Below are 23,610 nucleotides of genomic sequence, written 5' to 3'. Positions count from 1 at the left end.
ATGCTGGTGTGTTGCAACGGGAGCGGCTTAGTTCTGTGGCGCAAGCGCGGGAAGAAACGGCTATCTCAGGTCCTGAGTAAAGCTCACAATGGTGATGAGCAACACCATGAAGGGTATTCCCGCAGCCGAAGCTGCGGGAAGCAGACGATCAGTCGGTCAGCTGATCGGCCTTGATGATTTCGGCAATTCGCGACATGGTCTCAATAGACTGCTGGTGCTCCTTGTGATCACCTGCCGCGCACGCGTCTTCAATGATGGTGACTTTGTAATCGCGATCATGGGCATCACGCGTGGTCGCCTCAATAGCCCAGGTGGTGCTGACGCCGCTCAGGTAGAGGTGCTCAATCTTATTGGCGCGCAGCACCGGCTCCAAAGGCGTTCCGTAGAAGGGGTTGACCCTGGGCTTCTCAATGATGAAGTCCGTGGCTTGAACATCCAGAGTTTCGTAAAAATCGGTGCCAAAACTCCCCAGCTCAACGGCGCGAAACTGGTTTGCCTTACCAAAAATTGGCGAGTCTTTGGGCTGAGCGTGGTAGTTACTCTCAAATCCAACCTTGACCAGAATCGTCAGCCAGCCCTGTTCACGGGCGTAAGCCAGGGCCTGGTTCGCATGAGCAATGGCATTTTGCTCCCGGGTGTGGGCGGCACAAGATGAGATCTTGCCATCGGGATGGACGATATCATTGATAAAATCGATGACCAGGAGTGCTTTTTTCATGATAAAACCTCAATTTTCGAAGAGAACCTGCGGGCTTTTGAGCTCTGCAACCTGAGTACAGGAACACTCAATGCGTTTAGCGGGCAGGGAAGATAAGAAGATAGGGCTATTATAGAAATCTGGCTGTCTGAGGGGAAACAATATATATTAACGATTATGTAAGAATAACTAACAAATCAGCCGATGAAGTACCTGCCTCCTCTCAAGACGCTACCCGTTTTTTTAAGTGTTTGTCGTCACCTCAACTTCACTAAGGCTGCCCGGGAGCTCTGTATTACCCACTCTGCGGTGAGTCAGAATATCCAAAATCTTGAGAGTTACCTCGGAAAATGCCTGTTGCAGCGTACCACCCGGCAGATGCATCTGACGGCAGAGGGAGAGCGGTATCGTCAGGCCATTGAGGAGGGGATGCGGCTGATAGAGCAGGCGACCGAACGCGAGCTGAGATCACAGCGGCAGGTTGCTCTCAATGCGATGCCAACTCTGGCTCTCAAATGGCTGATCCCACGCCTTCCTGAGTTGACGGCCCTATACCCGGATATCGATCTGCGACTTTCGACCCACTCGACCCTTGGGGTCGATCTACAAAGGGATAACCTTGATCTTGCGATCAGTTATGGGGAGCGCGATAACTGGCCAGACTATGTGGTGTATCCCTGGAGTGAGGATCATCTGGTGCTGGTGGGTCAACCGGCTAAGTACCGGGATACCTTGGATCTGAGGGGGGCTTTAGCCCAACAAAATACCATCTGGGTGAAAGATCCGTTCCGCGCCAAAGATTGGGAGCTATGGTGTCAAAGCATGGGGGTCGCTTTACCTGAAACCAAGGTGCGAAACTATTTTCAAAATTCGGTCCAGGCGATCCAGGCCGCTATTGCCGGGATTGGAGTGCTGGTGACCCACCGCATTTTTGTCCTGGATGAACTGAAGGCTGGCCTGCTGGTCGAACTCTGTCCAGAGACTCTTTTGAGTAGCTCAAGTTATTACCTGTTATGCCGCAAAGAGCGGGTTCGTCACCCCGGGGTGCGTCAGGTGATTGAGTGGCTTTTGCAGCAGACAGCCAGCGGGATTAATGAGCCGGATCCACCGGCCGCTTAATCAGGGGCTGACACCTTGCCTGCATGTGTTATGGTGAATAGCTGATTTTTACCGAGGATGCAGGATGCAGCTGTTAGAGCAATTAGATAAACATACCTCACCGGGGTACTGGTCACTCTCCCAAACCGGCCTGTCTCCCCGGGATCAATTACCCGGCAACTGTACCCCTTTGCTGGTGACAGCGCCCAGGCTTGAACTTGGCGAGCTAGTTACGATTAGTGAGTTGCTTAATCAATTTCGGCTTCAGCACTGTCTTTCACAACCCTGGCTGGCGGGGGGCTGGAGTTTATTGCCTTTGGAGTTGAACGCTTTGATCCTGATTTTTCAGAGCACCTGAAGCAGCTGGGCCTTGGGGTTGATACCTTTTATCTTGACGAACTACCACGTCTTGATAAGCCTGGATTACTGGTGATGGATATGGATTCAACAGCCATCACGATTGAGTGCATCGATGAGATGGCGCATTTGGCCGGTGTCGGTGATGCAGTATCGGCTATCACAGCCAGGGCCATGCGTGGTGAGCTGGATTTTGAGCAAAGTTTGCGGGCCCGTTTGATGAAGCTTAAGGGGATGCAGCGCCAGCAACTTGAAGCGCTGGCTCACTCTCTTCCCCTGATGCCGGGCCTTGAAGAGCTGGTCGGTTGCGTCAGGCGCTCCGGATGGCAGGTTCACATAGCATCGGGCGGATTCACCCTGTTTGCAGAAGCATTGCAAAAACAGCTGGATCTCGATGGTGTCTGTGCCAATCGGTTAGCATTTTGTGGGGATGAACTCAGCGGGGAGGTTGAGGGGAGAGTTGTCGATGCCAGCGTCAAGCAGCAGCAGCTCCGGATGTTGGCCGGGCAGTTGGGAGTCACGGGCAGGCAAATCGTTGCCATCGGCGATGGTGCAAACGATCTCAAGATGCTGGCTGCCGCCGGGGTTGGAATCGCGCTGCATGCCAAACCCAAGGTGCAGCAGGCTGCACAATGTGTTGTAAATCATGGCAATCTTGAGGTGGTTCGCGGATTACTCGGGGCAAGCTCCAGGCTCAATTGGTTTTGGTCGTGATAAGCTGGCAATGATATTGCTTGAACTGAGTTAGGCTTATCGGTTCGAGGTATTGCAGATGAAGTTTCTGCAGATGATTGTCAGCCTTGTATGCTGGTGTGGTTTGAGCGCGGTCAGTGAAGCCTCAGCCCTCGAGCAGGCGCAACTTAAGCCCCTGTGTATCTATTCCCAGAGCTGTCAGCGGCAGTGGCAACATACTTCCGAGTCCTGGCAGGCTGGGCTCGTTCCCTCACTGGATATTGGACGGCGCGCCCTGCTTTATCATGGGTCACAGCTGTGGCTTGCAAGGAAGCCGCAGCGAACTCAGGTGGGAGCTGGGATGATCCTCTCGGTCAATGAGGCGGTTTCTGTTGGCCTGCACTACCATCATGGGCTGGTCGTTGCCGGGCAGGGGCCGGAGCATAATGGTTTTTGGCTGCGCTTTGATGCCAGCTTCTGATCTTTGCCTCGGGCATAATATCCTTAGTGGTGTAGTGACTCGCCTTGGGGCGAGCTGGTATTGTGAGAAAAATTCTTGGAACCCGGAGCCCTCATGCACTTTTCGGTCGATACTCACACTCATACGGTGGCTAGCAGCCACGCCTATAGCACCCTGCACGATTACCTGGCGGTTGCACCACAAAAAGGGATCAAGCTTTTCGCGATTACCGATCACGGACCCGAGATGCAGGATGCGCCTCATCCCTGGCATTTTGTGAATATGCGGATCCTGCCAAGAGTGGTCAATGGTGTTGGGATCTTGCGCGGGATTGAGGCCAATATCAAAAATGAGCAGGGCGAGATCGATCTTGCGGACAGCTATCTTAAAGAGCTTGATCTGGTGATGGCCGGCTTTCATGAAACCGTGTTTCCTCCGAGGGATCCCAAGAGTCATACCCGGGCCATGATAGCGGCGATCCGCTCCGGGCGGGTTGATATCATCTCCCATCCTGGAAACCCCGCCTATCCGGTTGATTTAGAGGCTGTGATCAGCGCGGCGGCCCAGAGCCAGGTAGCCCTTGAGATCAATAACTCTTCGTTTATCCACTCGCGAAAGGGGAGTGAGGCCAACTGTTTGAGGGTGGTTGAGCTGGCGCGGGATCTCGGTGCCTATCTGAGCTTTGGCTCCGACTCCCATGTGGCGTTTACCCTGGGAGACTTTGAGCATTGCATTCGTTTGGTAAAGCTCGCGGGCTTTCCCGAGGAGCGGTTACTGGCCCGTTCGCCCAGGGCTCTGCTCGATTTTCTCAAGATGCGCGGTCATTCGCATATCGAGGAGTTTAACTCCCTATAACTGCTAGACTTTTAGCATGTATCCATACCGATAGGCTGGAGATGCAAACTAGGGCTGCTACTGTGATGAGCCTGAGAGGGCTGTGGGGAAACTTGCGATCGGCGTTCTATCCTCGATCCCTTGGTTGCTGTTTGTTGCTGATCCCCTTGTTTCTCTTTTCCTGTGGTGCTTTTGCCGCGTCAGTCCCAGATAAGCCCAAGGTACTGGTGATCGAGAGTTATCATGATGGTTACCCCTGGGATCAGGATTACAAGCGTGGCCTGGAACATGTATTGGCCGATGAGGTTCAGTTTTTTAATTTTCAGATGGATACCAAGCGGGTTCATAAAACACGCTACGTAGAACGTGCCAATGCTGCCTGGGCTGAATATAAAAAGATCAAGCCTGATCTGGTGATCCTCGGGGATGACAATGCTTTGCGCTACCTGGGGACCCGGTTGATTCAATCCGGGACGCCAACGGTGTTTTTAGGGATCAACAACAACCCCCGTAACTATATCCCGATCGGCTACAACATAACGGGGATTTTAGAGCGTCCGCTGATCAAGCGCTCTATCGCCGAGCTGCGGCGTCTGGTTCCCGGTGTGGAGCGGATCCTGCTGTTGTTCGATTCAGGTGTGACCTCGCGGATCATCGCCAATGAGGTGATGGAGGGGGAGAGTAAGGTGACCATTCTCAATACCCAGGTGACGGTGCGCTATATCGGCCGCTGGGAGTCATGGCAGACCATAGTCCGTCATGCCAAGAAGCATTACGATGCCATAGTGATAGGTCTCTACCACACCCTGGTTGATCAGCAGGGGCAACACGTTCCGGCAGAAGAGGTGATCCGTTGGAGCTCACAGCATTCGCCGTTACCTCTGTTTGGGCTATGGGGATTTGCGGTCGGCAGGGAGCGAACCGTAGGCGGCATGGTGCTATCCGGCTATGAGCAGGGGATAGCCGCCGGGGTGCTGGCCAAAAAGATCCTAAATGGGATGGATCCTGCGTCGGTTTCGCCTAAGGTCGCCGAAAAAGGCTATTACCTGTTTAGCCGCTCGCAGCTACAAAAGTGGAACATTAAACTTCCGGATAAGATCGCGCGCAAGGCTAAATTCGTCGAGTAATACCAATCCCAATAGTTAGGTGATCAGAATGTGACTTGCACTGATTTGGATAATCTGTGAGTGATTTAGCCCGTTGTCAGCATGGATGCTGGCATCGAGCATACATGGATGTACTTGCTGCGTGGCCCAAATGACTCATGGATGATCAGCAAGCCGATCACATTTCTTTCATGAAAGGTATTCGCCATCAATCGACCCACTGGGCTTTTGTTTCGATGAAATCAGGCAGTTTGGTATTCCATTTTTCCAGCTGGGATCGACTAAACAGATAGCGCCCCTTCTCGGCCGGAACCGGGTGAATTTTGCCGGGAGAGACTCCCTGCTCCAGGATCTGCCGGGCGATCCAGGCCGCGGTGATCCCCTGCTCCTTGCCATAGAGTACCAACCCGCCGATGGTTTTATCTTTGCCAACGGCAAAATCCCATAACCCCAGGGGAGGGATAGGTGTATGGGTTGAGGTCCATTGAAGCACCTCCTGAGCCGGGATGTGTTGATTTTGATGATTGCGCAGGGTGTGAAACAGGCCGACAAATAGCAGGTCATAACCCTGTTTTTTACTTTGTTTGACCAGTTTTTGCCAACGCTCCCAGCTACCGACCAGCCGGACATCCACCGAGATCTTTAAGAAGGTATTGTTGGGCTGGTCATTGAAAATCTCCTTGTAAATAGTCTCCGAGGTTTGGCCACTGTCTAACAGCAGCAATATCCGTTTGGGGTGAGGAGTAAAGAACTGGCTGGCCGAAGCGATGGAGCGTTTGATCAGCGGGCGCTCAAGCACCCCTGTGATGTTAGGTGCACCATAGATGCTGTAATCCCTGGGATTATTGTTGAGCCCAAGATAAACCACAGGGACCGAGTTTTGTGCCAGCAAAGGCCCGAGAAAGCGGATCGCATTATCATCTCCCAGGATCACCAGATCAGGCTTTGTTTGCTGGTAGTGCTCCCAGGCGGCATTGGCTCGCTGCAGATGGCGCTCGCGGGCAAGCCGCTTGGTATCCATCTCGAAGAAATCAAGCTGGTAGTCGGAGCCGAGCTCAGATTGAAGTCCCTCCTTGTAGCTGGCATCCCAGGGGTATTCGGCGTGATAGCTTTCAATGACCAATACCCGGTGCTTTACCTGGCCATTGGTTGCCCCCGGAAGCAGCAGGCAGATGGCAAGACAGATAACGCGGGTGAGGACTCCCATACATGGCTCTGAGATGATGGCTCCTGGATTAAGGATAGCTCAGGGATGATCATAGAGGTGATTTCTCGCAAGACCCAAAGGTCTTGCGAGAAAAGATATGGATATCAGTCAGTGAAGTTTGCTTTTTTCTCAATAGAGGCGGGGAGGGTAATCTTCCACTTAGCCAGCTGAGCCTTGCTAAACAGGAAACGTCCCTTCTCGGCGGCTTGTGGCTTGAGGCTGCTTGGTGATGCGCCATCGACCAGGATCTTCTTCACCAGCTTACCGGCTTCCTCTCCCTGGATCTGGCCAAACAGCACCAGGCCTCCAGCGGTCTTATCGGCACCGACCGCAAAGTCCCAGAAGCTAAAGACAGGAACCGGAGTATCCTTGGAGGTCCAGCTCAGCACCTCACCTGCCGGAACATGTTTACCGGCGGAGTCCACCAGGGTGTGGTAGAGACCAACTATGATGGCATCATAACCATCGGCCTTGGCACTGCTGACGGTCTTTTTCCAATCATCCAGCTTACCGATGAGCTTGAGATCAACGGTGACACCGGCAATCTTGGTCGAGGTTTGACCGGCAAACAACTTGGCAACCGCGGCCTTGGAGGTATTACCTGAGTCAAACAGCACCATCATTTTTTTGGGGGCAGGTTTTAAGATTTTCTTAAGCTCGGCCACCGAGCGCTTGAACAGGGGACGCTCCAGCACGCCGGTAAAGTTTTTTGCGCTGCTGATTTTCAGATCCCGTGGGTTGGAGTTGATCCCAAGAAAGACCACCGGGGTCTGGGTTTCTTTAAACTTCGGGAACAGGAACTTAAGAGCGTTATCATCGCCCAGTACCACCAGGTCCGGCTTCATCTTCTGATACTCAGCCCAGGCTGCATCGGCCTTGGCCTGATACTCAGATTTGGGAACCCGCTTGGTATCCATCTCAAAGCTACTAATACTGAAGCCTGAGCCCAGCTCTTTTTTAAGCCCTTCCATATAGCTGGCATCCCAGGGATATTCGGCATGGTAACTCTCGATAACCAGTACAGACTTTGCCGAGGCGACTCCCCAGCACAGAGTCAGCAACAGGGCACCTAATAGGGTAGTGAATGATCGCATGGGGTGATTCCTTTCATTTTGGCCAAGTATCATTAACCTTATAGTATCCAGGGTTCAATTTTCCCAGTTTTCAGTTGACTCCAGAGCATCCATCTGGAGGCGAAAGGGTAAAAGGATAGCGCGATGAGACTATGGATAGTGTTGATCTCCCTTGTCCTGGGTTTGTGGACAGGCGCTTGTTTTGCGGACAAGCCGGCGATCCTGGTGATTGAGAGTTATCATGACGGATACCCCTGGGATAAAAGCTACAAAAAAGCGCTTCAGGAGTACCTGGGCAAGGAGTATCAACTGAATTATTTTGAGATGGATACCAAACGCTTGCCTAAATCCCTCTATGAGAAGCGTGCCGATCTGGCCTGGAAAAAATATCAGGAGCTTAAACCTGTGCTGGTGGTGCTGGGGGATGATAACGCGCTCAATTACCTTGGCCCTAAGCTGATTGAAACCAGCACCCCGGTGGTTTACCTCGGCATCAATAATAATCCCCGTGACTATATTCCGTTGGGGCGCAATATTACCGGCGTTCTGGAGCGCCCTTTGTTAAAGCGGGCGATTGTAGATATTCGTCGCACCTATCCAAACACAGAGTCCGTGCTGGTGCTGTTTGATTCGGGAACTACCTCTCAGGCGTCTTCCCAGGAGGTGTTCCAGGGACGCAGTGAGATAAAGCTACTGGGGCTTAAGATCTCATTGAAATTTATCGGCGACTGGAGTGTTTGGCAGGAGACGGTACTTGAGGCCAATAAGCACTACGATGTGATGGTGATTGGCCTCTATCACACCCTGATCGATGATGAGGGGCTGCATGTTCCGGCAGAGAAGGTGATCCGCTGGACCTCGGAGCATACGCCGATCCCACCTTTTGCCTTCTGGGATTTTGAGGTTGGAGCAGATAAGGCGCTCGGCGGCATGGTACTTTCGGGCTATGAGCAGGGGAAAGAGGCCGCTGCAATTGCCAGGGAGATCCTTGCAGGAAAGGCTCCCAGCCGGATCAGTCCCAGAACCGCTGAAAAAGGCTACTATCTTTTTAGCCGCACTCAGCTGAAAAAGTGGCGAACCAACCTGCCGGCATCCATAGTCTCTAAAGCAAAATTTGTGGACTAGCTTTGATCCGAGTCACAGTTGCCCCTTTGGCCTGCTACAGAAAAAAACGCATTACCGCCCGGATGTCAGCCTATGGGTGATTGTGAGCTTCTGAAGCGTCTGGCGGTTCCCTCTTTCGAGCCCCTGCCGGGGCTGCACTCCTGTTACGGGCAGACCATAGCGGCATCCTACTGGCCACAAAAAATAAACCTCAAACCTGATAGCTGGCTGAATTTAAGGCTCAGCGATGGGGATCGGCTATTTATCTGTGAGAACTGGCCCGATCAGAGCATGCGCGATCACCTGGTCGTCATGGTGCATGGGCTAACCGGCGATTATCGCTCCGGTTACTTAAGTCGTCTCGCTCGTAAGCTGGTGGCGCTGGGTTACCCGGTGTTTCGGGTCAACATGCGTTGTGCCGGCCCGGCAGCTCACCTGGCAAGCGGTATCGCTCATGCCGGACGCAGCGAGGATTTAAGACAGATCATAGCTCGATTACAGAGTATCTATCCCGCAATGGCGATATCATTGATTGGCTTTTCCCTGACCGCAAATACCGCGCTAAAAATGGCGGGGGAAGAGGGGGAGCAGTGCCCGCTGCACTCACTTGTCGCGATCTCTCCCCCGGTCGATCTGCTTGCCTGTTCGCAGTGGGTTCGCCAGCATGGCCCTCTGTTTGATCCCTATTTTACCCGGCGACTGGTTGCATTGGCTAAGCAATTGATGAAACAGGATACAACCTTTGACTGGCATAGCATCGATGGGATCTATGCCTTTGATGAGAAGTTTACCGCCCCCAGCTGCCAGTTTGAGAGTGCCGAGGATTATTACCACAAGGCTTCGGCTCTGCCACTCATGCCACAGATCCGGGTACCGACCCTGCTGCTGGGCTCCAGGGACGATCCTGTGGTGGATAACCGCGTCCTGTCCGGCCTTAATAATCCACAGCTGGATCTGCTTTTGACTGAGCTGGGAGGGCACATGGGTTTTATGGCCCTGCCGACCCAGGGGCGGGAGTTGCGCTGGATGGATCAACTACTACTTCGCTGGTTTGTCGAGCAGGATCATTGCTGATCCTGCCTCTTATCTTGTAAAGATATCTTCAATTAAAGGGTCATCGCCGCAATCCAGCCAAACAGGATCAGCGGAATATTAAAGTGGATGAAGGTTGGAACCACACTATCCCAGATATGATCGTGCTGGCCATCGATGTTCAGGCCGGATGTGGGCCCCAGGGTGGAGTCCGATGCCGGGGAGCCCGCATCCCCCAGGGCGCCTGCGGTGCCCACCAGGGCCATGGTGGCCATGGGGGAGAAGCCCAGCTGGATACACAGAGGCACATAGATGGTCGCTATGATGGGGATGGTGGAGAAAGAGGATCCGATCCCCATGGTGATCAGAAGTCCCACCACCAGGAGTGCTAAAGCGGCAATCGCCTTGTGATTTACCATCATCACCGAGACCGACTGCACCAGGGCTTCGACGCCGTGGGTGGCCTTCATCACCGAGGCAAAGCCGGCTGCGGCAATCATGATAAAGCCGATGAGGGACATCATCTTCACCCCCTGGGTGAAGGCATCCTGACTCTCTTTAAACTTGATCACCCCACCACAGGTAAAGATCACAAAGCCCGCCAGGGCCCCGAGGATGATGCTGTCGGTCTTGAGCTGTAACCCCAGGGCAACAGCGATCGCAACTACTGCCACCCATAGGTGACGCGGATTGAGATCCACGGTTTCCGGCTCCGCATCCAGGATCTTCTGCAGATCATACTCCCTTGGCTTGCGGTAGCTGATAAATACCGCCACCAGGAGCCCCAGCAGCATGCCACCAACGGGGATCGCCATCGCCAGCGGCAGCTGGCTGGCCGAGATCTGCAGACCATTATCGATGAGGTTCTTGGCCAGGATAGTATTGAGGAAGATCCCGCCAAAACCCACCGGCAGCAACATATAGGTGGCGGTGAGGCCAAAGGTGATGATGCAGGCGACCATCCGTCGATCCAGTTTCATCTGTGCCATCACATGCAGCAGCGGCGGGATCAGGATCGGAATAAAGGCGATGTGGACCGGGATCAGGTTCTGCGAGGCGATGGCGGCCAGCAGGATGGCTGTTAGCATCATGCTTTTTACCCAGAGTACCCGGCCCGGGCTAGCCTCTTTGCCAAGCTGGCTGATCACCTTGTGCGCCAGCAAATCGGTGATCCCTGAGCGGGAGATAGCAACGGCAAAGGCGCCGAGCATTGCATAAGAGAGTGCTATCTCTGCACCGCCTCCCAGGCCACCGCTAAAGGCGGTGAGGGTTTGTTGCAGTGACAAACCGCCGATCAGACCCCCGACCAGGGCGCTGAGAGTCAGGGAGACCACCACATTGATCCGCAGCAGACTGAGCAACAACATTAAACATACAGCAATGGCAACAGGATTCATCGGGTGTCCTTTTGTCGGTTTTTGCTATTTTTAGCACTCAATCCCTGCCCAGTGCAATCAAAAGATAACTTGTTTTTTTAAACTCTTCTTGAAAAAAATGGATTAAGAGGGGGGTTTTTGCTCTTTTTCTTGGGACTCATGTAGGAGGGTCGGGAGCAGCGGCGGCTGCTCCCGTTGGAGTTAGCCAGCCTTTGGGATCTTGCGGATCTGGATGATCATCCCCATCAGGGGGTGATCAAAGTAGTGGATCTCTGAGCTGCGAACCCGGCGGAACTGCTCCATCGGATAGCTGATGATCCAGCTGCCATCCCCATTTGGGCTCAGATCATGATTGGCTGGGGTTGATACAGGGGCCGCTGTCGTGTTCGGCTCGTTTTCGCTGCTGCTGGTGACATCCGAGACTTGAGTCGTCACTGTGCTATCGTCAGCCTGAGTGCTTGTTGTATCACCGCTCTTGTCCTCGAGAGGATTCACTTCAGTGGGGGGCTGATCGCTTTTTTCCCGAAGCAGCATATCTGTTTCTATGTAGAGATAGTGACGCAGGTAGATGCGAAGGGTCCCATCCAGTGACCAGCAGGGATGAAAGTCTGAAGATGGCGCCGGGATCAGCGGGATACTGCTAGCCTCATCAGAGCTGCTACTGTCGGGACTACCAACTTCCAATGTGGTGGCTCCATCATTTTCAGTGACCGAGCTGACCATACCCTCACTTTCCTGAGACGCTGCATTGTCGGTGGTGAGCGGGTTTGGCTGCGAATCGTCCTGATTTAGCACCGGACATAGATTGTTGCCACCGATAATATGCCAGATCTGGGCGCGGCGCTTGGAGTAAACCGGCTGGCGCCAGCCTAAGTGAAGCAGAGGGGTGAGGGATGGATCCTGGCTGATCCGTGCAAATGCACGGTTGAGCTGGAGCTGCTGGTTACTGAGCAGGGTCACCCCACGCGGTAGCTGTGATGGATTGATATCTGCGCTGGTGACCGTCGCCGGGTAAGGGTGTGCATCGGGAGGGAGCAGTGAGCGCGCCTTGGTGAAGTCCGGGCGATGCGCCTCAGCCTGCCAGTTTTCATTGATGCTTGCAGGATTGACGTTGCGCTCGAACAGGATCATCTCAATTTCAAAGCGTGGCGCAGCCCAGGCCTGACTCATGGATGCAAGCATCAATAAAGGGATAAAAATGGCAACTTTTTTCAACGAACTCTCCTTAAGCGGCATTAGCGGCAAAATCACGCAGATGAGACTGGATCAGTTTGATCCGATCCCGGCGATCCGGGGTTTCAATCATAAAACGCAGACGGCTCGGGCCGTCTAAACGATAAAGCTGTGGATGCTTTTGTAGTAGCCCCACCAGATAGGTTGGATCCACCTTGGTATGGGCCGCAAAATCAATATACCCGCCTCGCTCATGGGCTTCAACACGGCTGACGCCGACCTGGCTGGCATCCACCTTAAGGTGAGCGATCTCAATGAGGTTCTTGGTCGACGCCGGCAGTAGCCCGAAGCGATCGATGAGCTCAACCTGCATCTCATCCAGGGCCTGGTGATCACTGCAGGAGGCGATCCGCTTGTAGATGGAGAGCCTGAGATTAATATCCGGAATGTAGTCATCGGGAATGAGGGCTGGAAGCTTGAGGTCGACCTCACTTTGCTGCTGCAAGAGATCATCCAGGGATGGTTCGCGGCCCTCTTTGAGCGCCTTGACCGCCTGCTCCAGCATCTCCATATACAGGGTAAAGCCCACCGACTGCATCTGGCCACTCTGATCTTCCCCCAGAAGCTCACCGGCGCCACGGATCTCAAGATCGTGAGTCGCCAGGGTAAATCCGGCACCCAGATCTTCCAGTGATTCGATCGCTTCCAGGCGTTTTCTGGCATCTGAAGTCATTCGCTTGGGGTGAGGGGTCATCAGGTAGGCATAGGCCTGGTGGTGGGAGCGACCGACCCGTCCGCGAAGTTGGTGAAGTTGCGCCAGACCCAGCATATCTGCCCGCTCCATGATGATGGTGTTGGCGCTGGGAACGTCGATGCCGGTTTCGATAATGGTGGTACACACCAGTAGATTATGCCGCTGATGGTAAAAATCACTCATCACCTGCTCCAGCTCGCGCTCGCGCATCTGGCCATGGGCTATGGTGATCCGTGCCTCAGGCAGTAATTCGGTGAGTTTCTCGGCACACTTGGCGATGGTTTCGACGTTATTGTGCAGATAATAGACCTGGCCTCCACGCTTGAGCTCACGCAATACCGCTTCTTTAAGCAGGGCATCACTGCTCTGCTGGACAAAGGTTTTGATCGCCAGGCGCTTGGCGGGTGGGGTGGCGATAATCGACAGGTCACGAATCGAGTGCATCGCCATGTTCAAGGTTCGGGGGATCGGGGTCGCGGTCAGGGTGAGTAGATCCACATTGGCCCGCATCGCCTTGATCTTCTCTTTTTGCCGAACCCCGAATCTGTGCTCTTCATCGACGATCAAGAGTCCCAGTGCGGCAAAATTAAGGGAGCTTCCTAAAAGTTTATGGGTGCCGATCAGGATATCAACCTTGCCATCGGCCACATCCTGCAAAATTGTTTTTTGCTCTTTGGGGCTCTTAAAGCGGCTCAGGACCTCCACCCGAATTGGCCAGTTGGCGAAGCGATCGCGGAAGGTCTCAAAATGTTGTTGAGCCAGCAGTGTGGTGGGAACCAGCATCGCCACCTGTTTATCGGCTTGCACCGCCACAAAGGCGGCGCGCATCGCCACTTCGGTTTTACCAAAGCCCACATCACCACACACCAGGCGATCCATCGGTTTGGGTTGGCGCATATCCTGCAGAACCGCGTCGATGGCATTTTGCTGATCGGCGGTCTCCTCAAAAGGAAAGCCTGCGGCAAACTGGGCGTAGAGATCCCGCTCCAGGGAATAGGCATGGCCTGCTTCCGCTTCGCGCCGCGCATAGACATCCAGCAGCTCGGCGGCCACATCACGGACCTTTTCGGCGGCTCTTCGCTTGGCCTTGGCCCAGGTCTCATTGCCAAGCTTATTCAGTGGCGGGTTTTCGGCGCCACTGTATCGGCTGATAAGATGCAGAGCGGTGACCGGAACATAGAGTTTATCCCCCCGGCGTACTCCAGGGCCATATATTCGGCGGGCAGGGTACCGGCATCCAGGGTCTGTAATCCAAGGTAGCGGCCCACCCCATGATCCAGGTGTACCACCGCCTGGCCTTGGGTCAGCTCCGCCAGGTTGCGGATCGCGATATCGCTGGAGCTGGTTTTCTGGCTCTTGCGGCGCCGGCTCTGGGTAACCCGCTCACCTAAAAGCTCATTCTCACTGATCACCGCCAGCTGATATTCGCCGAGGGTGAAGCCCTGCTCGATGGATGCGACCAACAGCATTAGCGGGGATTTACAGGTCAGCACATCCTGCATGCTCTGGCAGAGCTTGGGGTGAAGTTCCGCGCCGGATAACAGCTCCAGCAGGGCTTCCCGGCGTCCTTCGGACTCGGCAATCAGCACCACTCGTCCGCTATAGTCGTCGATAAATTCACACAGGGCGCTCAGGGGGCGCTCTTTTTGTGGCTGCACCTGAATGGGTGGCAGGGGGGTGATGTCGGCACTGATCCCACCCCGGCCTTCTTCGGGTTGCTGATTGAGTTGCAGGCTTGGATAGGGTTTGAGACCGGAAAAGAGCTCTTCAACCTCAAGATAGAGTGCTGCTGGCTTGACCAGTGGGCGCAGCTGATCGTAGCGCAACTGCTCGTAGCGAGTCCTGATGTCATCGCGAAACTGCTCGGCAGCCCCGTGGAGATCGCCGTGACACAGCAGCTCTGTGTTGGTCGGCAGGTAATCAAACAGGGTCGAGAGCTTCTCAAAAAACAGCGGCAGGTAGTACTCAATGCCTGGGGCAGGGTACCTTTGCTGACCTGCTGGTAGATGGACTCGGGCTCCCGGCGCACCTCAAACTGCTCACGATACTGCTGGCGGAATAGAGTTATCGCCGCCTCATCTGTGGGAAACTCATGGGCCGGCAGGAGGGACAGGGAGTTGACCTGGTCCTCGGAGCGTTGGGTCTCGGGATCAAAGGGACGAATAGAGTCGATCTCATCATCGAAAAAGTCGATCCGATAGGGAGTAGAGCTCCCCATGGGGTAGAGATCGAGAATCGAGCCGCGGGCCGAGAATTCACCATGCTCCATCACCTGGGAGGTGGCGTAGTAGCCCGCCTGCTCCAGGCGATCGCGCAAGGTATGCAGCTCCATCTTCTCCCCTTTTTTCAGCAGCAGGGTAAATTGCTGCAAAAAGCTTTCGGGGAGCAGGCGCATCATCAGGGTCGAGACCGGGACAATCAGTAGTCCCTTCTGCCAGCTACCGAGGCGGTACAGGGTCTCCAGCCTGGCGGAGATGATATCCTGGTGCGGGGAGAAATGATCGTAGGGGAGTGTCTCCCAGTCGGCAAACAAGGTCACCGGTAGGCTGGGATCGTCCAGCAGGCCGGACACCTCATGTTCGAGGCGCAGGGCGGTCGGGGTATCTGCGACCACCAGGAGTTGCAGCGCATCCCGGCTGGCAACACAGCGGGCGATAGCATAGGAGAGGGCACTACCATACAGGCCCGCAAGAGTTTTTTTGTCCCCGGCCTTGGGGCGGGGACGTGTGGCGACGGCTTCGATTTTCATTCGATATTGGGGCTACTATTGAGTCGGTTGTTGGCGCGAACGCATCTCTGCTCGCTGTTTTAGCTGTTTTGATTGAATATGTAAACTGGCACGGATCAGAAGTTCCTGATCCTGTTCGCGGATCTGAGCGTAACGCAACGCGATGAGCTGTTGATTCTGGTGGGGTTTGCTCCCCGAGACCTGGCCATAGCAGTAGATGGCGGCGGCTTCCTCGGGAAGAAAGATCTTGAGCCGGACATAACACCCTAGATCTAAAGCCTCGGGGGCCGCGTAGACCAGCTCCCCCCACCAAACTGCAGGCTGTGAAATCGATGGGCCGGATCGTCCTGCTGGGCCAGCACATAGCCCATGATCATATCTATTTTTCGTGACTGTTGATTGATGATCTCAATCAGCTCCTGGACCTCCTCTCCATAGCTGCGCACCAGGCGGGATTTGTTGATGTCGATGGCCGCAATGCTGGTGGAGATGCGGAAAGGGTCTGGGATCTCGGCTTCAAGTTGCTCTATGTCCGGAAGTTCAAAACCGGTTGGTTGCGGGATCACATTGACCGGTAATCTGTGGGCCACAGTGAAATATTGCTCCTTGGACATAGAGACCATCCCTTGTTGTTGGTAGCGGTTTACATTTATTATCTCGTATCTCTATCAATACGCAACTTAAGCGACTCGATTTGAAAAGCTCTTTTGCCCGCTCGTTAAGCCTGTTTATCGGTCTGCGCTACACTCGCTCCCGCGAGCGTAGCCGCTTTGTCTCTTTTATCACCCTGTTCTCTACCGGAGGGATTGCCCTCGGAGTGATGGCGCTGATCGTCGTGGTTTCCGTGATGAACGGCTTTCAGGGGGTGTTGAAAACCCGCATCCTCGGGGTGGTTCCCCAGGTGGTGGTGAGTAATCCCAGCCAGCAGTTAGCCCATTGGTCCGCCTATAGCAAGGCCCTGGAGAAGTTGCCCCATGTGACCGCCCTGGCTCCGCTGATCATCGATGAGGCGGTGGCCCAGACCCGCGGACGCCTGCAGGGAATGGAGCTTTACGGCATCGATCCCAAGCTGCAGCCCAAACAGGATGAGATCGCCAACAACCTGCTGATTGGCTCGCTCAAGAGCCTCACCCCTGGTTCCTATCGGTTGATCTTAGGCCAGGGGCTTGCCAATCAACTTGGGGTGTATGTGGGGGACAAGGTTCGGGTGTTGGTAACCCGTAAGCCAATTTTTACCCCCTTTGGACAGATGCCTTCGCAGCGGCTGTTTACAGTGGCCGGGATTTTCGGGGTCGGTGCCGATGTCGATAATACCGTGGCCCTGACCAATATCCAGGATGCGGGTCGCCTGCTGCGTTATCCCAAGGGAGAGATCACAGGCGTTCGGCTGTGGCTCGATGATCCCTTTGCCGTTGGTGAGACCCTGGCCAAGCCACTCCCGGATCAGCTGGTTGCCAGTGACTGGCGAGCCACCCGCGGCGAGCTGTTTCAGGCGGTCTCGATGGAAAAACATATGATGGGGCTGATGCTGTGTCTTATCATCGCTGTTGCGGCCTTTAATATTCTCTCCTCCCTGGTGATGGTGATCAGTAATAAGCGAGGGGAGGTAGCCATACTGCTGACCCTGGGCGCGACGCCCGGGACTATCTTGCGGGTCTTTGTGTTCCAGGGGCTCTATAGCGGGGTGTTGGGGACCCTGATTGGCGGCATTGTAGGCCTGCTGGCGACCTATAAACTCAACCCCCTGTTGTCTATGGTTGGACTTAATTTCTATCAGGCGGTAGGCGGCATGGCGCTGCCGGTTGATATTCGCCCCATGCAGATCCTGTTGATTATTGTTGGAGCTTTATTGATGAGTTTGTTTGCCACCCTCTACCCGGCGTACCGCGCCACCAAGATCCGTCCGGCACAGGAGTTGCGTTATGAGTGAGTGGCTATTGCAGGGAATCGGCCTGACCAAGAGCTATCAGGAGGGCTCGGTAAAAGCCGATGTCCTCAAGGGGATCGATTTTTCACTAAGGCCTGCCGAAATGGTAGCGATTGTCGGCAGCTCAGGCTCGGGAAAAAGCACCCTGCTGCATCTTTTTGGGGTACTGGATCAGCCAAGCTCGGGTCAGGTACTGTTTGAGGGAAAGGATGTCTTTACCCTGAACACCCGTCAGCAGGCGGCGTTTCGCAATCAAAAGCTGGGCTTTATCTATCAGTTTCACCACCTGCTGGGAGAGTTTTCGGCCCAGGAGAATGTGGCGATGCCGCTGATGATCTCGGGTCAGTCCTTTGCCGAGGCAAAGCGCAGTGCCTCGCGGATGCTGGAGCGGGTGGGTCTTGGTAAGCGTCTGGCCCATCGTCCGGCAGAGCTTTCCGGCGGCGAACGCCAGCGGGTTGCCATCGCCCGGGCGCTTATTAACCAGCCTCAGCTGGTGCTGGCCGATGAGCCGACGGGGAACCTGGATCACCAGAGTGCGGAGGCAGTCTACTCTTTGATGTGTGAGCTTAACCGTGAGATGGGAACGGCCTTCGTGATGGTGACCCACGACCGGGAGCTGGCGGCTCAGCTGGATCGCAGTGAAACCCTGTGTGATGGCAAACTGGAGAGCCAACGATGAGCCCCTCGCTGATTTTCAGACTCGGGCTGCGATTTAGCCGGTTGCGGGGCAAGAGTGGTTTTACCCAGTTTATTGCCCGCTCCTCGGTGCTGGGGATTGCACTGGGGGTGATGGTGTTGATCGTTTGCCTGTCGGCGATGAACGGCTTTGAGAAGGAGCTGCGCCAGCGAGTGCTAATGGTGATCCCCCAGGGAGAGCTGCAGGCGATGGCCCCTCCCATAGGCAACTGGCAGCCTTTGATGAAGCAGCTGGCGGCCAAGCCTGGGATCACGGCGGTGGCTCCGGATATCAAGCTTAACGGTTTGCTGCAAAATGGCGCTAAGCTCAAGGCGGTGCAACTGAGGGCCGTGTTGCCACAGGATGAGCAGGGGATCTCGGATGCGGGACACTTCATGAGTGGCAAGGGTTGGCAGGCCCTCAAACCGGGAGCAGACGATCTGATCCTCGGAGCCGGGATTGCCCACAAGCTAAAGCTCAAGGTGGGGGATTATGTGACCCTGCTGTTGCCACAGATGGGGGAGAATAGCTCGCGAATTCTCTCTCCCAAGACGGTGCGGTTCCGGGTGGCTGGGTTGCTGTCGATTGGCGGGCAACTGGATAACCTGCTGGGCTTTATTCACCTCAAGGATGCTCAGCGCCTGCTGGGGTGGCAGGACAAGATCCAGGGGTTCACCCTGAGGGTGAATAATATCTTTGAGGCGGAGCAGCTCACTAAACAGGCTGCGATGGGTCTGGGTGTGCCCTTTTATGTCTCAAGTTGGATGAATGCTCAGGGTTATCTCTATCAGGATATCCAGATGGTGCGGACCATCCTTTACCTCATCATGTTGCTGCTGGTGGCGGTCGCCTGTTTCAATATCGTCTCGACCCTGGTGATGGCGGTTAATGATAAACGCTCAGAGATCGCCATCTTGCGTACCCTGGGGCTGACCCAGTGGCGAATACGCGTGACCTTCATGGTCCTGGGGATGGTCAATGGCATCATAGGCTGTGTGATCGGTGTTGGTCTTGGGGTGTTGTTTTCCTGGTATCTGACGCCACTGTCGAGCGCGTTTCAGCACCTGATTAACCACCAGTTTCTCAATCCGGACATCTACTTTATTGACTTTATCCCATCCCAGCTGCACCTGGGAGATGTGGCGATTGTCAGTGGTTGTGTGCTGTTGATGAGCCTGATCGCCACCCTGTATCCGGCCTTTCTCGCCAGTACGGTGGAGCCTGCCCAGGAGCTGGGGAGGGTATAGTTTTGTGCGGGTCAGGAGGCTTCTCCTGACCCGCGGCTTTTATATCCACGTATGATTATCTGCGGATTTTTCTGCAGGGCATGCTGCTCGATTTTGTGGCTGCGCAACATGTGTCGGGATGCCGACGGCACATTATTTTTGTATCGCCAAAAGTAATCAAAAACTTGCCCCGCGCATCGTATTTATCATCCCTGATACATCTCCCAAGCTCGATGATAACCATCCCTGGCCATCCTCCCAGCTCGGCATCTTGCCTCGAAGAAATTAATTCTCAATAATTAAGTTAGATTCAACCTGTGGTGGACAGCGTTTTGTCGCCTTAGCGAACACAGCTTTGAGTCATACTTGGTATCGCGTGGTAGCGAATATCGCAATGAATGAACGTCAATCTAGCTTTAGAGAGATATCCGATATCGCTTAAAGGGGTTTGCCCATATATAAATCTCACTAAACCGATTCTATTTGCAAAGAGCTTTGTGATTTTCCCTTCATGAATAGAAAATCAAATGTCCGTTCGCTCACAAAAGTCACAGCTCAGTATCAAGCCTTAAGCTGAGGCCTGGCATATCCTGCTGATATCTGAGCCGCATCGTAAATCTGCTGCTCCAAGTCTTAATGGGCTTTCGAGTTTTGATTGTGCTGCCTAAGGCAGGCGAGTAGCTATAATTACCTATGACCATTGATAGCTCTATGAGTCTTATCTGTATGAAAGTAGACTTCGATAGGATTTACTCAAGCAGAACAAAAATTGAAAAGCTGGTTTCGAAAGCGATTCAGCGTGGTGACGATGGTGTGGGGGTATATGTTACAAGTGAAGGTGTCTTGACTCTTCACTTCTATCGCTGCAATCCACTGCTAGACCATAACGGTAAAGAGATATGTGAGTATAGGCATGGGATAATCAAGGAATATCCCATTGGAAACAAGCCGGTTTGGGATAAAGGTCCTGGCTGCCCTTATGGTTCTGATGTAGTCCCACAGTTTAGCAATATTAACGATGGAAAAATAACGCCAGATATCATAACGCATGAACTCTTAAGGGCCATCTGTAGTAAATTAAGGGGTGGATAAAAATAAACTACCCTCCTTCCTGAATAGTCCTGATTTACCTCCAAAACAAAAGCTCCAGGAAAGGGCGGATTTCTGTCGAAAGGCAATAAAGTTTGATCTATTTTATCGACTTTATCCCATCCCAGATGCATTTGGGGGGCGATTGTCAGTGGTTGTGTGCTGTTGATGAGCCTGATCGCCACCCTGTATCCGGCTTTTCTCGCCAGTACGGTGGAGCCTGCCCAGGAGCTGGGGAGGGTATAGGTTTGTGCGGGTCGGGAGGCACCTCCTGACCCGCGGCTTTTATATCCAACGAAGGGGCAATTTTCCTCGGTCGGTGTAAGTGTACGAAAAGGTGATTGGTATTATTTGAAATCCATCATGACATCGGGTCTGAGACATGCTCGAAATTTGGTGTGCTTGCACCAAATGGTTCTACGGGCTTTTCTTCCGGTAGCCTTAGCTCATTAAATTGGTAGCAGGGAGCCAGCCGGGTAATTTTCCCATAAACGGTTTCGATCTCTTTGGTCTCAGGCTGATGGATATCCTCTTTAGGGCAGTCTTTGTATTTGTCATCCTCTAACAGTCCCAGATCAGTGACCCACATGCCAGTCTTTGCTAGGGAGACCTTCACATGGTAGGAGCCACCAAATAATGCTCTTTTATGCAGTGCAGCCAAGACACCGCTCAGGGCATGGAATGAGGTTAAGGGATCGTTTAAATAAAAAACGGGTGAGAATTTGGGATCATCAAATGTGCCCTCTGCAACTGAAAATCCGGAGCATGCCTGACCAATTGTTTCAAAACCGGGCCTGTCACTCCAGAGAGTCTCGTGACCGTAGCAACTGATATCAACATAGATGATCCCTTTTGGGCTCATTGAAGCCACTTGAGCTGCATCCAATCCAAAGCGATCAGGGATCCCGGGACGATATGAGTTGATAAATACATCGGCCTCAGCCATGAGCTCTTTCATTTTTGTAAGATGCTCATGATCATGTAAATCCAAATAAGCATTCCGTTTACAAAATCCTGTGATAAGGTTTTGCGCTAATGTATCAGGGTGCTTAGGGCTGGAAATATGAAGTGTCTCAGCTCCGAATCGCCCCAAGTTTTGTCCTAGCATGGGCCCTGCAAGAACATGTGTAAAATCAATAACTTTGATTCCATCCAGAATTTCTTGCGGCTGTGGTGAGTAAGGAACAGCTTCACCTTCATGAATGTGTTCAATAGAGATAAGAGGTCTTTTATTGAGCGCTTTCCCCACAGGGTGCATTAACCACTCTTGCTTTGAGCGTGCGACACAAGCCGGAAGTCCCGCCTTTGCCAGTGCCTCTTCAAGCTCAAATGAGTTCCACTTTGCAACTTCTTCAGCAATACGTTTTCTGCTATTGCCACAATCAAAGAAATCCAGGTAGCCATTGAGAAGCTTCATGTATGGAGGGCCTGCAATGGTGTGAATAGCTCTGCCATCCTTACATTTAAAGTAGGAATTGACGCTGACAGTTTCGGCACCTACTTGCATCGGGAAGCCATTTTGCTTTGTGTAATGGCTGTAATGAAGATAGTTTAGTGCACTCTCTATAGGCATTGAAGCCGTTAGGTGGTGACCGGTTCTGGCATGCCAAATCATCCCTGCCAGTAGTGAGTTAGCACCCTGAGCAACAGCGCTTGCGTAACCTAAACGATGGGGAGAGCGAATGATTGGATCCTGTCCCCTCAGGATAAAATCACCATGGATATAATCGCTCATCTCGACTTCTGAAATAATTTCATTTATTTCAGGGAGCTGGTTCGATTGGTATGACCTTTTCATAATAACTCCTCCTTGGGTGTTCAGTCATACTATTTACATTCGGATATCCAATCAATATCATAAAAACGACCAATAAAATTCGGAACTCCGAAACATCTATGAAGACTTCGTTCGAGTTGAGTAAAAGCCTGATTGTTTTTGCACATGTAGCTGACTTAAAGAGTTTTACCAAAGCGGCCCGCTTGCTTGGGGTGACCAACTCTACCGTCACAGAGCACATAAAAAAGCTTGAGAGTAAGTGTGGTTTGACCCTGATCAACCGGACATCCCAGAAATTCAGTCTCACTTCCAGCGGAGAGTCCTATTATCGATATTGCCTTCAAATTTCGGCCACGGTAGATAAAACCTGGGATCTGATGGAAAGGGTTACGGCAGAGCCAGAGGGGAAGCTAACCTTGTATAGCCCGGTAGCACTTGGTGAAAAAATCCTGTTGCCTTTGCTGGAAAAGTTCAGGGTAATATACCCTAAGATCAAGTTGGATATCCGCCTATCGGATAATGAACCTGATTTAATTCAAGACAGTGTTGATGTGGCGGTTCGCCATCGGCCAATGAAAGCGCTGGATATATATACTAAGACACTAGGCGAATTTGAACGTTACTTCTGTGCATCGCCTAATTATATAATCAAAAATGGTGAGCCAGCATCTATAGAGGATCTAATAAACCACTGTGTTATCTCCTATAAAGGGGATATGAATCAGTTTGATGCAGATATTATTTGTGATTGTGCAATTACGAGAAGCTTCTTTGTTTTACATGGTCATGGCGTCGCGAATCTACCCGACTATGAGGCGATCCCGCTCATAAGATCAGGGAAGTTGATGCATGTTATCAAGGATCATCATGAGCCCCCCAGCACCCTCTATCTTGCTTACCCAAAAGGTGATAAAGATGCCAAAAAAAATCAGCTTATCATCGATTTCATCACACATAATTTTCGTGATGAAGTTGAGCGCTATAAGCTTGATTCAGTCAATAGACCTGCTCTGGTGAGTTAATATTTTTTAGCTTTCATAAACAATAAACTTGCCATCAAGTTTGTTTGTCATGACTCAGATCGGCAACTCATATCAAACATACTGGTTTCAGCAGCATAAGCCATCTGTCCCGGGGTTGAAACCCGTCTTCGGTAACTGGAGCATCACGGCCACGAATCCTAGCCACTTAACATGGAAACTGATTGCATTGAGTGCTTGAGCCATTCATCCTTCTTCAGGATT

Annotated in this window: 19 protein-coding genes and 2 pseudogenes; 13 read left to right on the top strand and 8 right to left on the bottom strand. The window is 52.9% G+C overall.

Translation table 11 applies throughout. The features are described 5' to 3' along the window. Window positions 1–148: 148 nt before the first annotated feature. A complete protein-coding gene (locus DB847_RS13620) occupies window positions 149–718 on the bottom strand; it encodes an isochorismatase family cysteine hydrolase (protein ID WP_108651190.1) in 570 nt (189 codons plus the stop codon). A gap of 183 nt (window positions 719–901) precedes the next feature. Here DB847_RS13620 and DB847_RS13615 point away from each other — a divergent pair, with 183 nt between their 5' ends. The 6 genes from DB847_RS13615 to DB847_RS13590 all read left to right on the top strand — a co-directional run bounded on the left by DB847_RS13615 (window position 902) and on the right by DB847_RS13590 (window position 5,245). Then, on the top strand, window positions 902–1,816 hold the full coding sequence (locus DB847_RS13615; RefSeq protein WP_108651189.1) for a LysR substrate-binding domain-containing protein: 915 nt from the start codon (window positions 902–904) through the stop codon (window positions 1,814–1,816). A gap of 64 nt (window positions 1,817–1,880) precedes the next feature. Further along, a complete protein-coding gene (locus DB847_RS13610) occupies window positions 1,881–2,153 on the top strand; it encodes a hypothetical protein (protein ID WP_108651188.1) in 273 nt (90 codons plus the stop codon). A gap of 80 nt (window positions 2,154–2,233) precedes the next feature. Continuing rightward, the gene (serB, locus tag DB847_RS13605) at window positions 2,234–2,866 is read left to right on the top strand and encodes a phosphoserine phosphatase SerB (protein WP_159084622.1); all 633 of its coding nucleotides are present in this window, start codon (window positions 2,234–2,236) and stop codon (window positions 2,864–2,866) included. Window positions 2,867–2,924: 58 nt separating this feature from the next. Further along, on the top strand, window positions 2,925–3,305 hold the full coding sequence (locus DB847_RS13600; RefSeq protein WP_108651186.1) for a hypothetical protein: 381 nt from the start codon (window positions 2,925–2,927) through the stop codon (window positions 3,303–3,305). Between the two features lie 93 nt (window positions 3,306–3,398). Then, a complete protein-coding gene (locus DB847_RS13595; RefSeq protein ID WP_108651185.1) occupies window positions 3,399–4,139 on the top strand; it encodes a phosphatase in 741 nt (246 codons plus the stop codon). 134 nt (window positions 4,140–4,273) lie between these two features. Beyond that, complete coding sequence (locus DB847_RS13590; protein ID WP_234418404.1) at window positions 4,274–5,245, top strand: ABC transporter substrate-binding protein; 972 nt, start codon at window positions 4,274–4,276, stop codon at window positions 5,243–5,245. A 187-nt stretch (window positions 5,246–5,432) separates the two neighbouring features. Here DB847_RS13590 and DB847_RS13585 read toward each other — a convergent pair whose 3' ends face one another. Further along, complete coding sequence (locus DB847_RS13585; protein WP_108651183.1) at window positions 5,433–6,431, bottom strand: ABC transporter substrate-binding protein; 999 nt, start codon at window positions 6,429–6,431, stop codon at window positions 5,433–5,435. A gap of 104 nt (window positions 6,432–6,535) precedes the next feature. Then, window positions 6,536–7,525 carry an ABC transporter substrate-binding protein gene (locus DB847_RS13580; protein WP_159084620.1) on the bottom strand — a complete coding sequence of 330 codons (990 nt, stop codon included), beginning with the start codon at window positions 7,523–7,525 and terminating at the stop codon, window positions 6,536–6,538. A gap of 123 nt (window positions 7,526–7,648) precedes the next feature. Between DB847_RS13580 and DB847_RS13575 the strand changes: the two genes are divergently transcribed. Together DB847_RS13575 and DB847_RS13570 are read left to right on the top strand one after the other, a co-directional pair. Continuing rightward, window positions 7,649–8,629, top strand: a complete 981-nt coding sequence (locus DB847_RS13575) for an ABC transporter substrate-binding protein (protein WP_108651181.1) — start codon at window positions 7,649–7,651, stop codon at window positions 8,627–8,629. Between the two features lie 72 nt (window positions 8,630–8,701). Continuing rightward, on the top strand, window positions 8,702–9,682 hold the full coding sequence (locus DB847_RS13570) for a YheT family hydrolase (RefSeq protein WP_108651180.1): 981 nt from the start codon (window positions 8,702–8,704) through the stop codon (window positions 9,680–9,682). Between the two features lie 32 nt (window positions 9,683–9,714). Here the strand turns inward: DB847_RS13570 and DB847_RS13565 are convergent, their stop codons facing one another. The 4 genes and pseudogenes from DB847_RS13565 to DB847_RS26410 all read right to left on the bottom strand — a co-directional run bounded on the left by DB847_RS13565 (window position 9,715) and on the right by DB847_RS26410 (window position 16,285). Further along, window positions 9,715–11,037 carry a Na+/H+ antiporter family protein gene (locus DB847_RS13565; protein ID WP_108651179.1) on the bottom strand — a complete coding sequence of 441 codons (1,323 nt, stop codon included), beginning with the start codon at window positions 11,035–11,037 and terminating at the stop codon, window positions 9,715–9,717. Between the two features lie 180 nt (window positions 11,038–11,217). Further along, on the bottom strand, window positions 11,218–12,231 hold the full coding sequence (locus DB847_RS13560) for a peptidoglycan binding protein CsiV (protein ID WP_159084619.1): 1,014 nt from the start codon (window positions 12,229–12,231) through the stop codon (window positions 11,218–11,220). 10 nt (window positions 12,232–12,241) lie between these two features. Beyond that, window positions 12,242–15,692, bottom strand: a pseudogene (gene mfd, locus DB847_RS13555) (transcription-repair coupling factor). A 15-nt stretch (window positions 15,693–15,707) separates the two neighbouring features. Further along, window positions 15,708–16,285, bottom strand: a pseudogene (locus DB847_RS26410) (PilZ domain-containing protein). Window positions 16,286–16,365: 80 nt separating this feature from the next. Between DB847_RS26410 and DB847_RS13545 the strand changes: the two are divergent. The 4 genes from DB847_RS13545 to DB847_RS13530 all read left to right on the top strand — a co-directional run bounded on the left by DB847_RS13545 (window position 16,366) and on the right by DB847_RS13530 (window position 20,592). Then, a complete protein-coding gene (locus DB847_RS13545) occupies window positions 16,366–17,601 on the top strand; it encodes a lipoprotein-releasing ABC transporter permease subunit (protein ID WP_108651177.1) in 1,236 nt (411 codons plus the stop codon). Next, entirely contained in the window at window positions 17,594–18,277 is a 684-nt protein-coding gene (gene lolD, locus DB847_RS13540; protein WP_108651176.1) for a lipoprotein-releasing ABC transporter ATP-binding protein LolD, read from the top strand. Before DB847_RS13545 ends, lolD begins: the two co-directional genes overlap by 8 nt. Next, complete coding sequence (gene lolE / locus DB847_RS13535; RefSeq protein ID WP_108651175.1) at window positions 18,274–19,521, top strand: lipoprotein-releasing ABC transporter permease subunit LolE; 1,248 nt, start codon at window positions 18,274–18,276, stop codon at window positions 19,519–19,521. The genes lolD and lolE overlap by 4 nt, the downstream gene beginning before the upstream one ends. Before the next feature lie 705 nt (window positions 19,522–20,226). Beyond that, the gene (locus DB847_RS13530; protein WP_159084618.1) at window positions 20,227–20,592 is read left to right on the top strand and encodes a hypothetical protein; all 366 of its coding nucleotides are present in this window, start codon (window positions 20,227–20,229) and stop codon (window positions 20,590–20,592) included. Window positions 20,593–20,950: 358 nt separating this feature from the next. Here DB847_RS13530 and DB847_RS13525 read toward each other — a convergent pair whose 3' ends face one another. Then, window positions 20,951–22,387, bottom strand: a complete 1,437-nt coding sequence (locus DB847_RS13525) for a CoA transferase (RefSeq protein WP_108651173.1) — start codon at window positions 22,385–22,387, stop codon at window positions 20,951–20,953. Between the two features lie 116 nt (window positions 22,388–22,503). Here DB847_RS13525 and DB847_RS13520 point away from each other — a divergent pair, with 116 nt between their 5' ends. Then, on the top strand, window positions 22,504–23,388 hold the full coding sequence (locus DB847_RS13520) for a LysR family transcriptional regulator (RefSeq protein WP_159084617.1): 885 nt from the start codon (window positions 22,504–22,506) through the stop codon (window positions 23,386–23,388). The last annotated feature ends 222 nt before the right edge of the window (window positions 23,389–23,610 follow it).

This window comes from Dongshaea marina (assembly GCF_003072645.1).
Classification (GTDB): domain Bacteria; phylum Pseudomonadota; class Gammaproteobacteria; order Enterobacterales; family Aeromonadaceae; genus Dongshaea; species Dongshaea marina.
The sequence above is the reverse complement of the archived record's forward strand: the minus strand, read 5'-3'. Positions and strand labels throughout refer to the sequence as shown.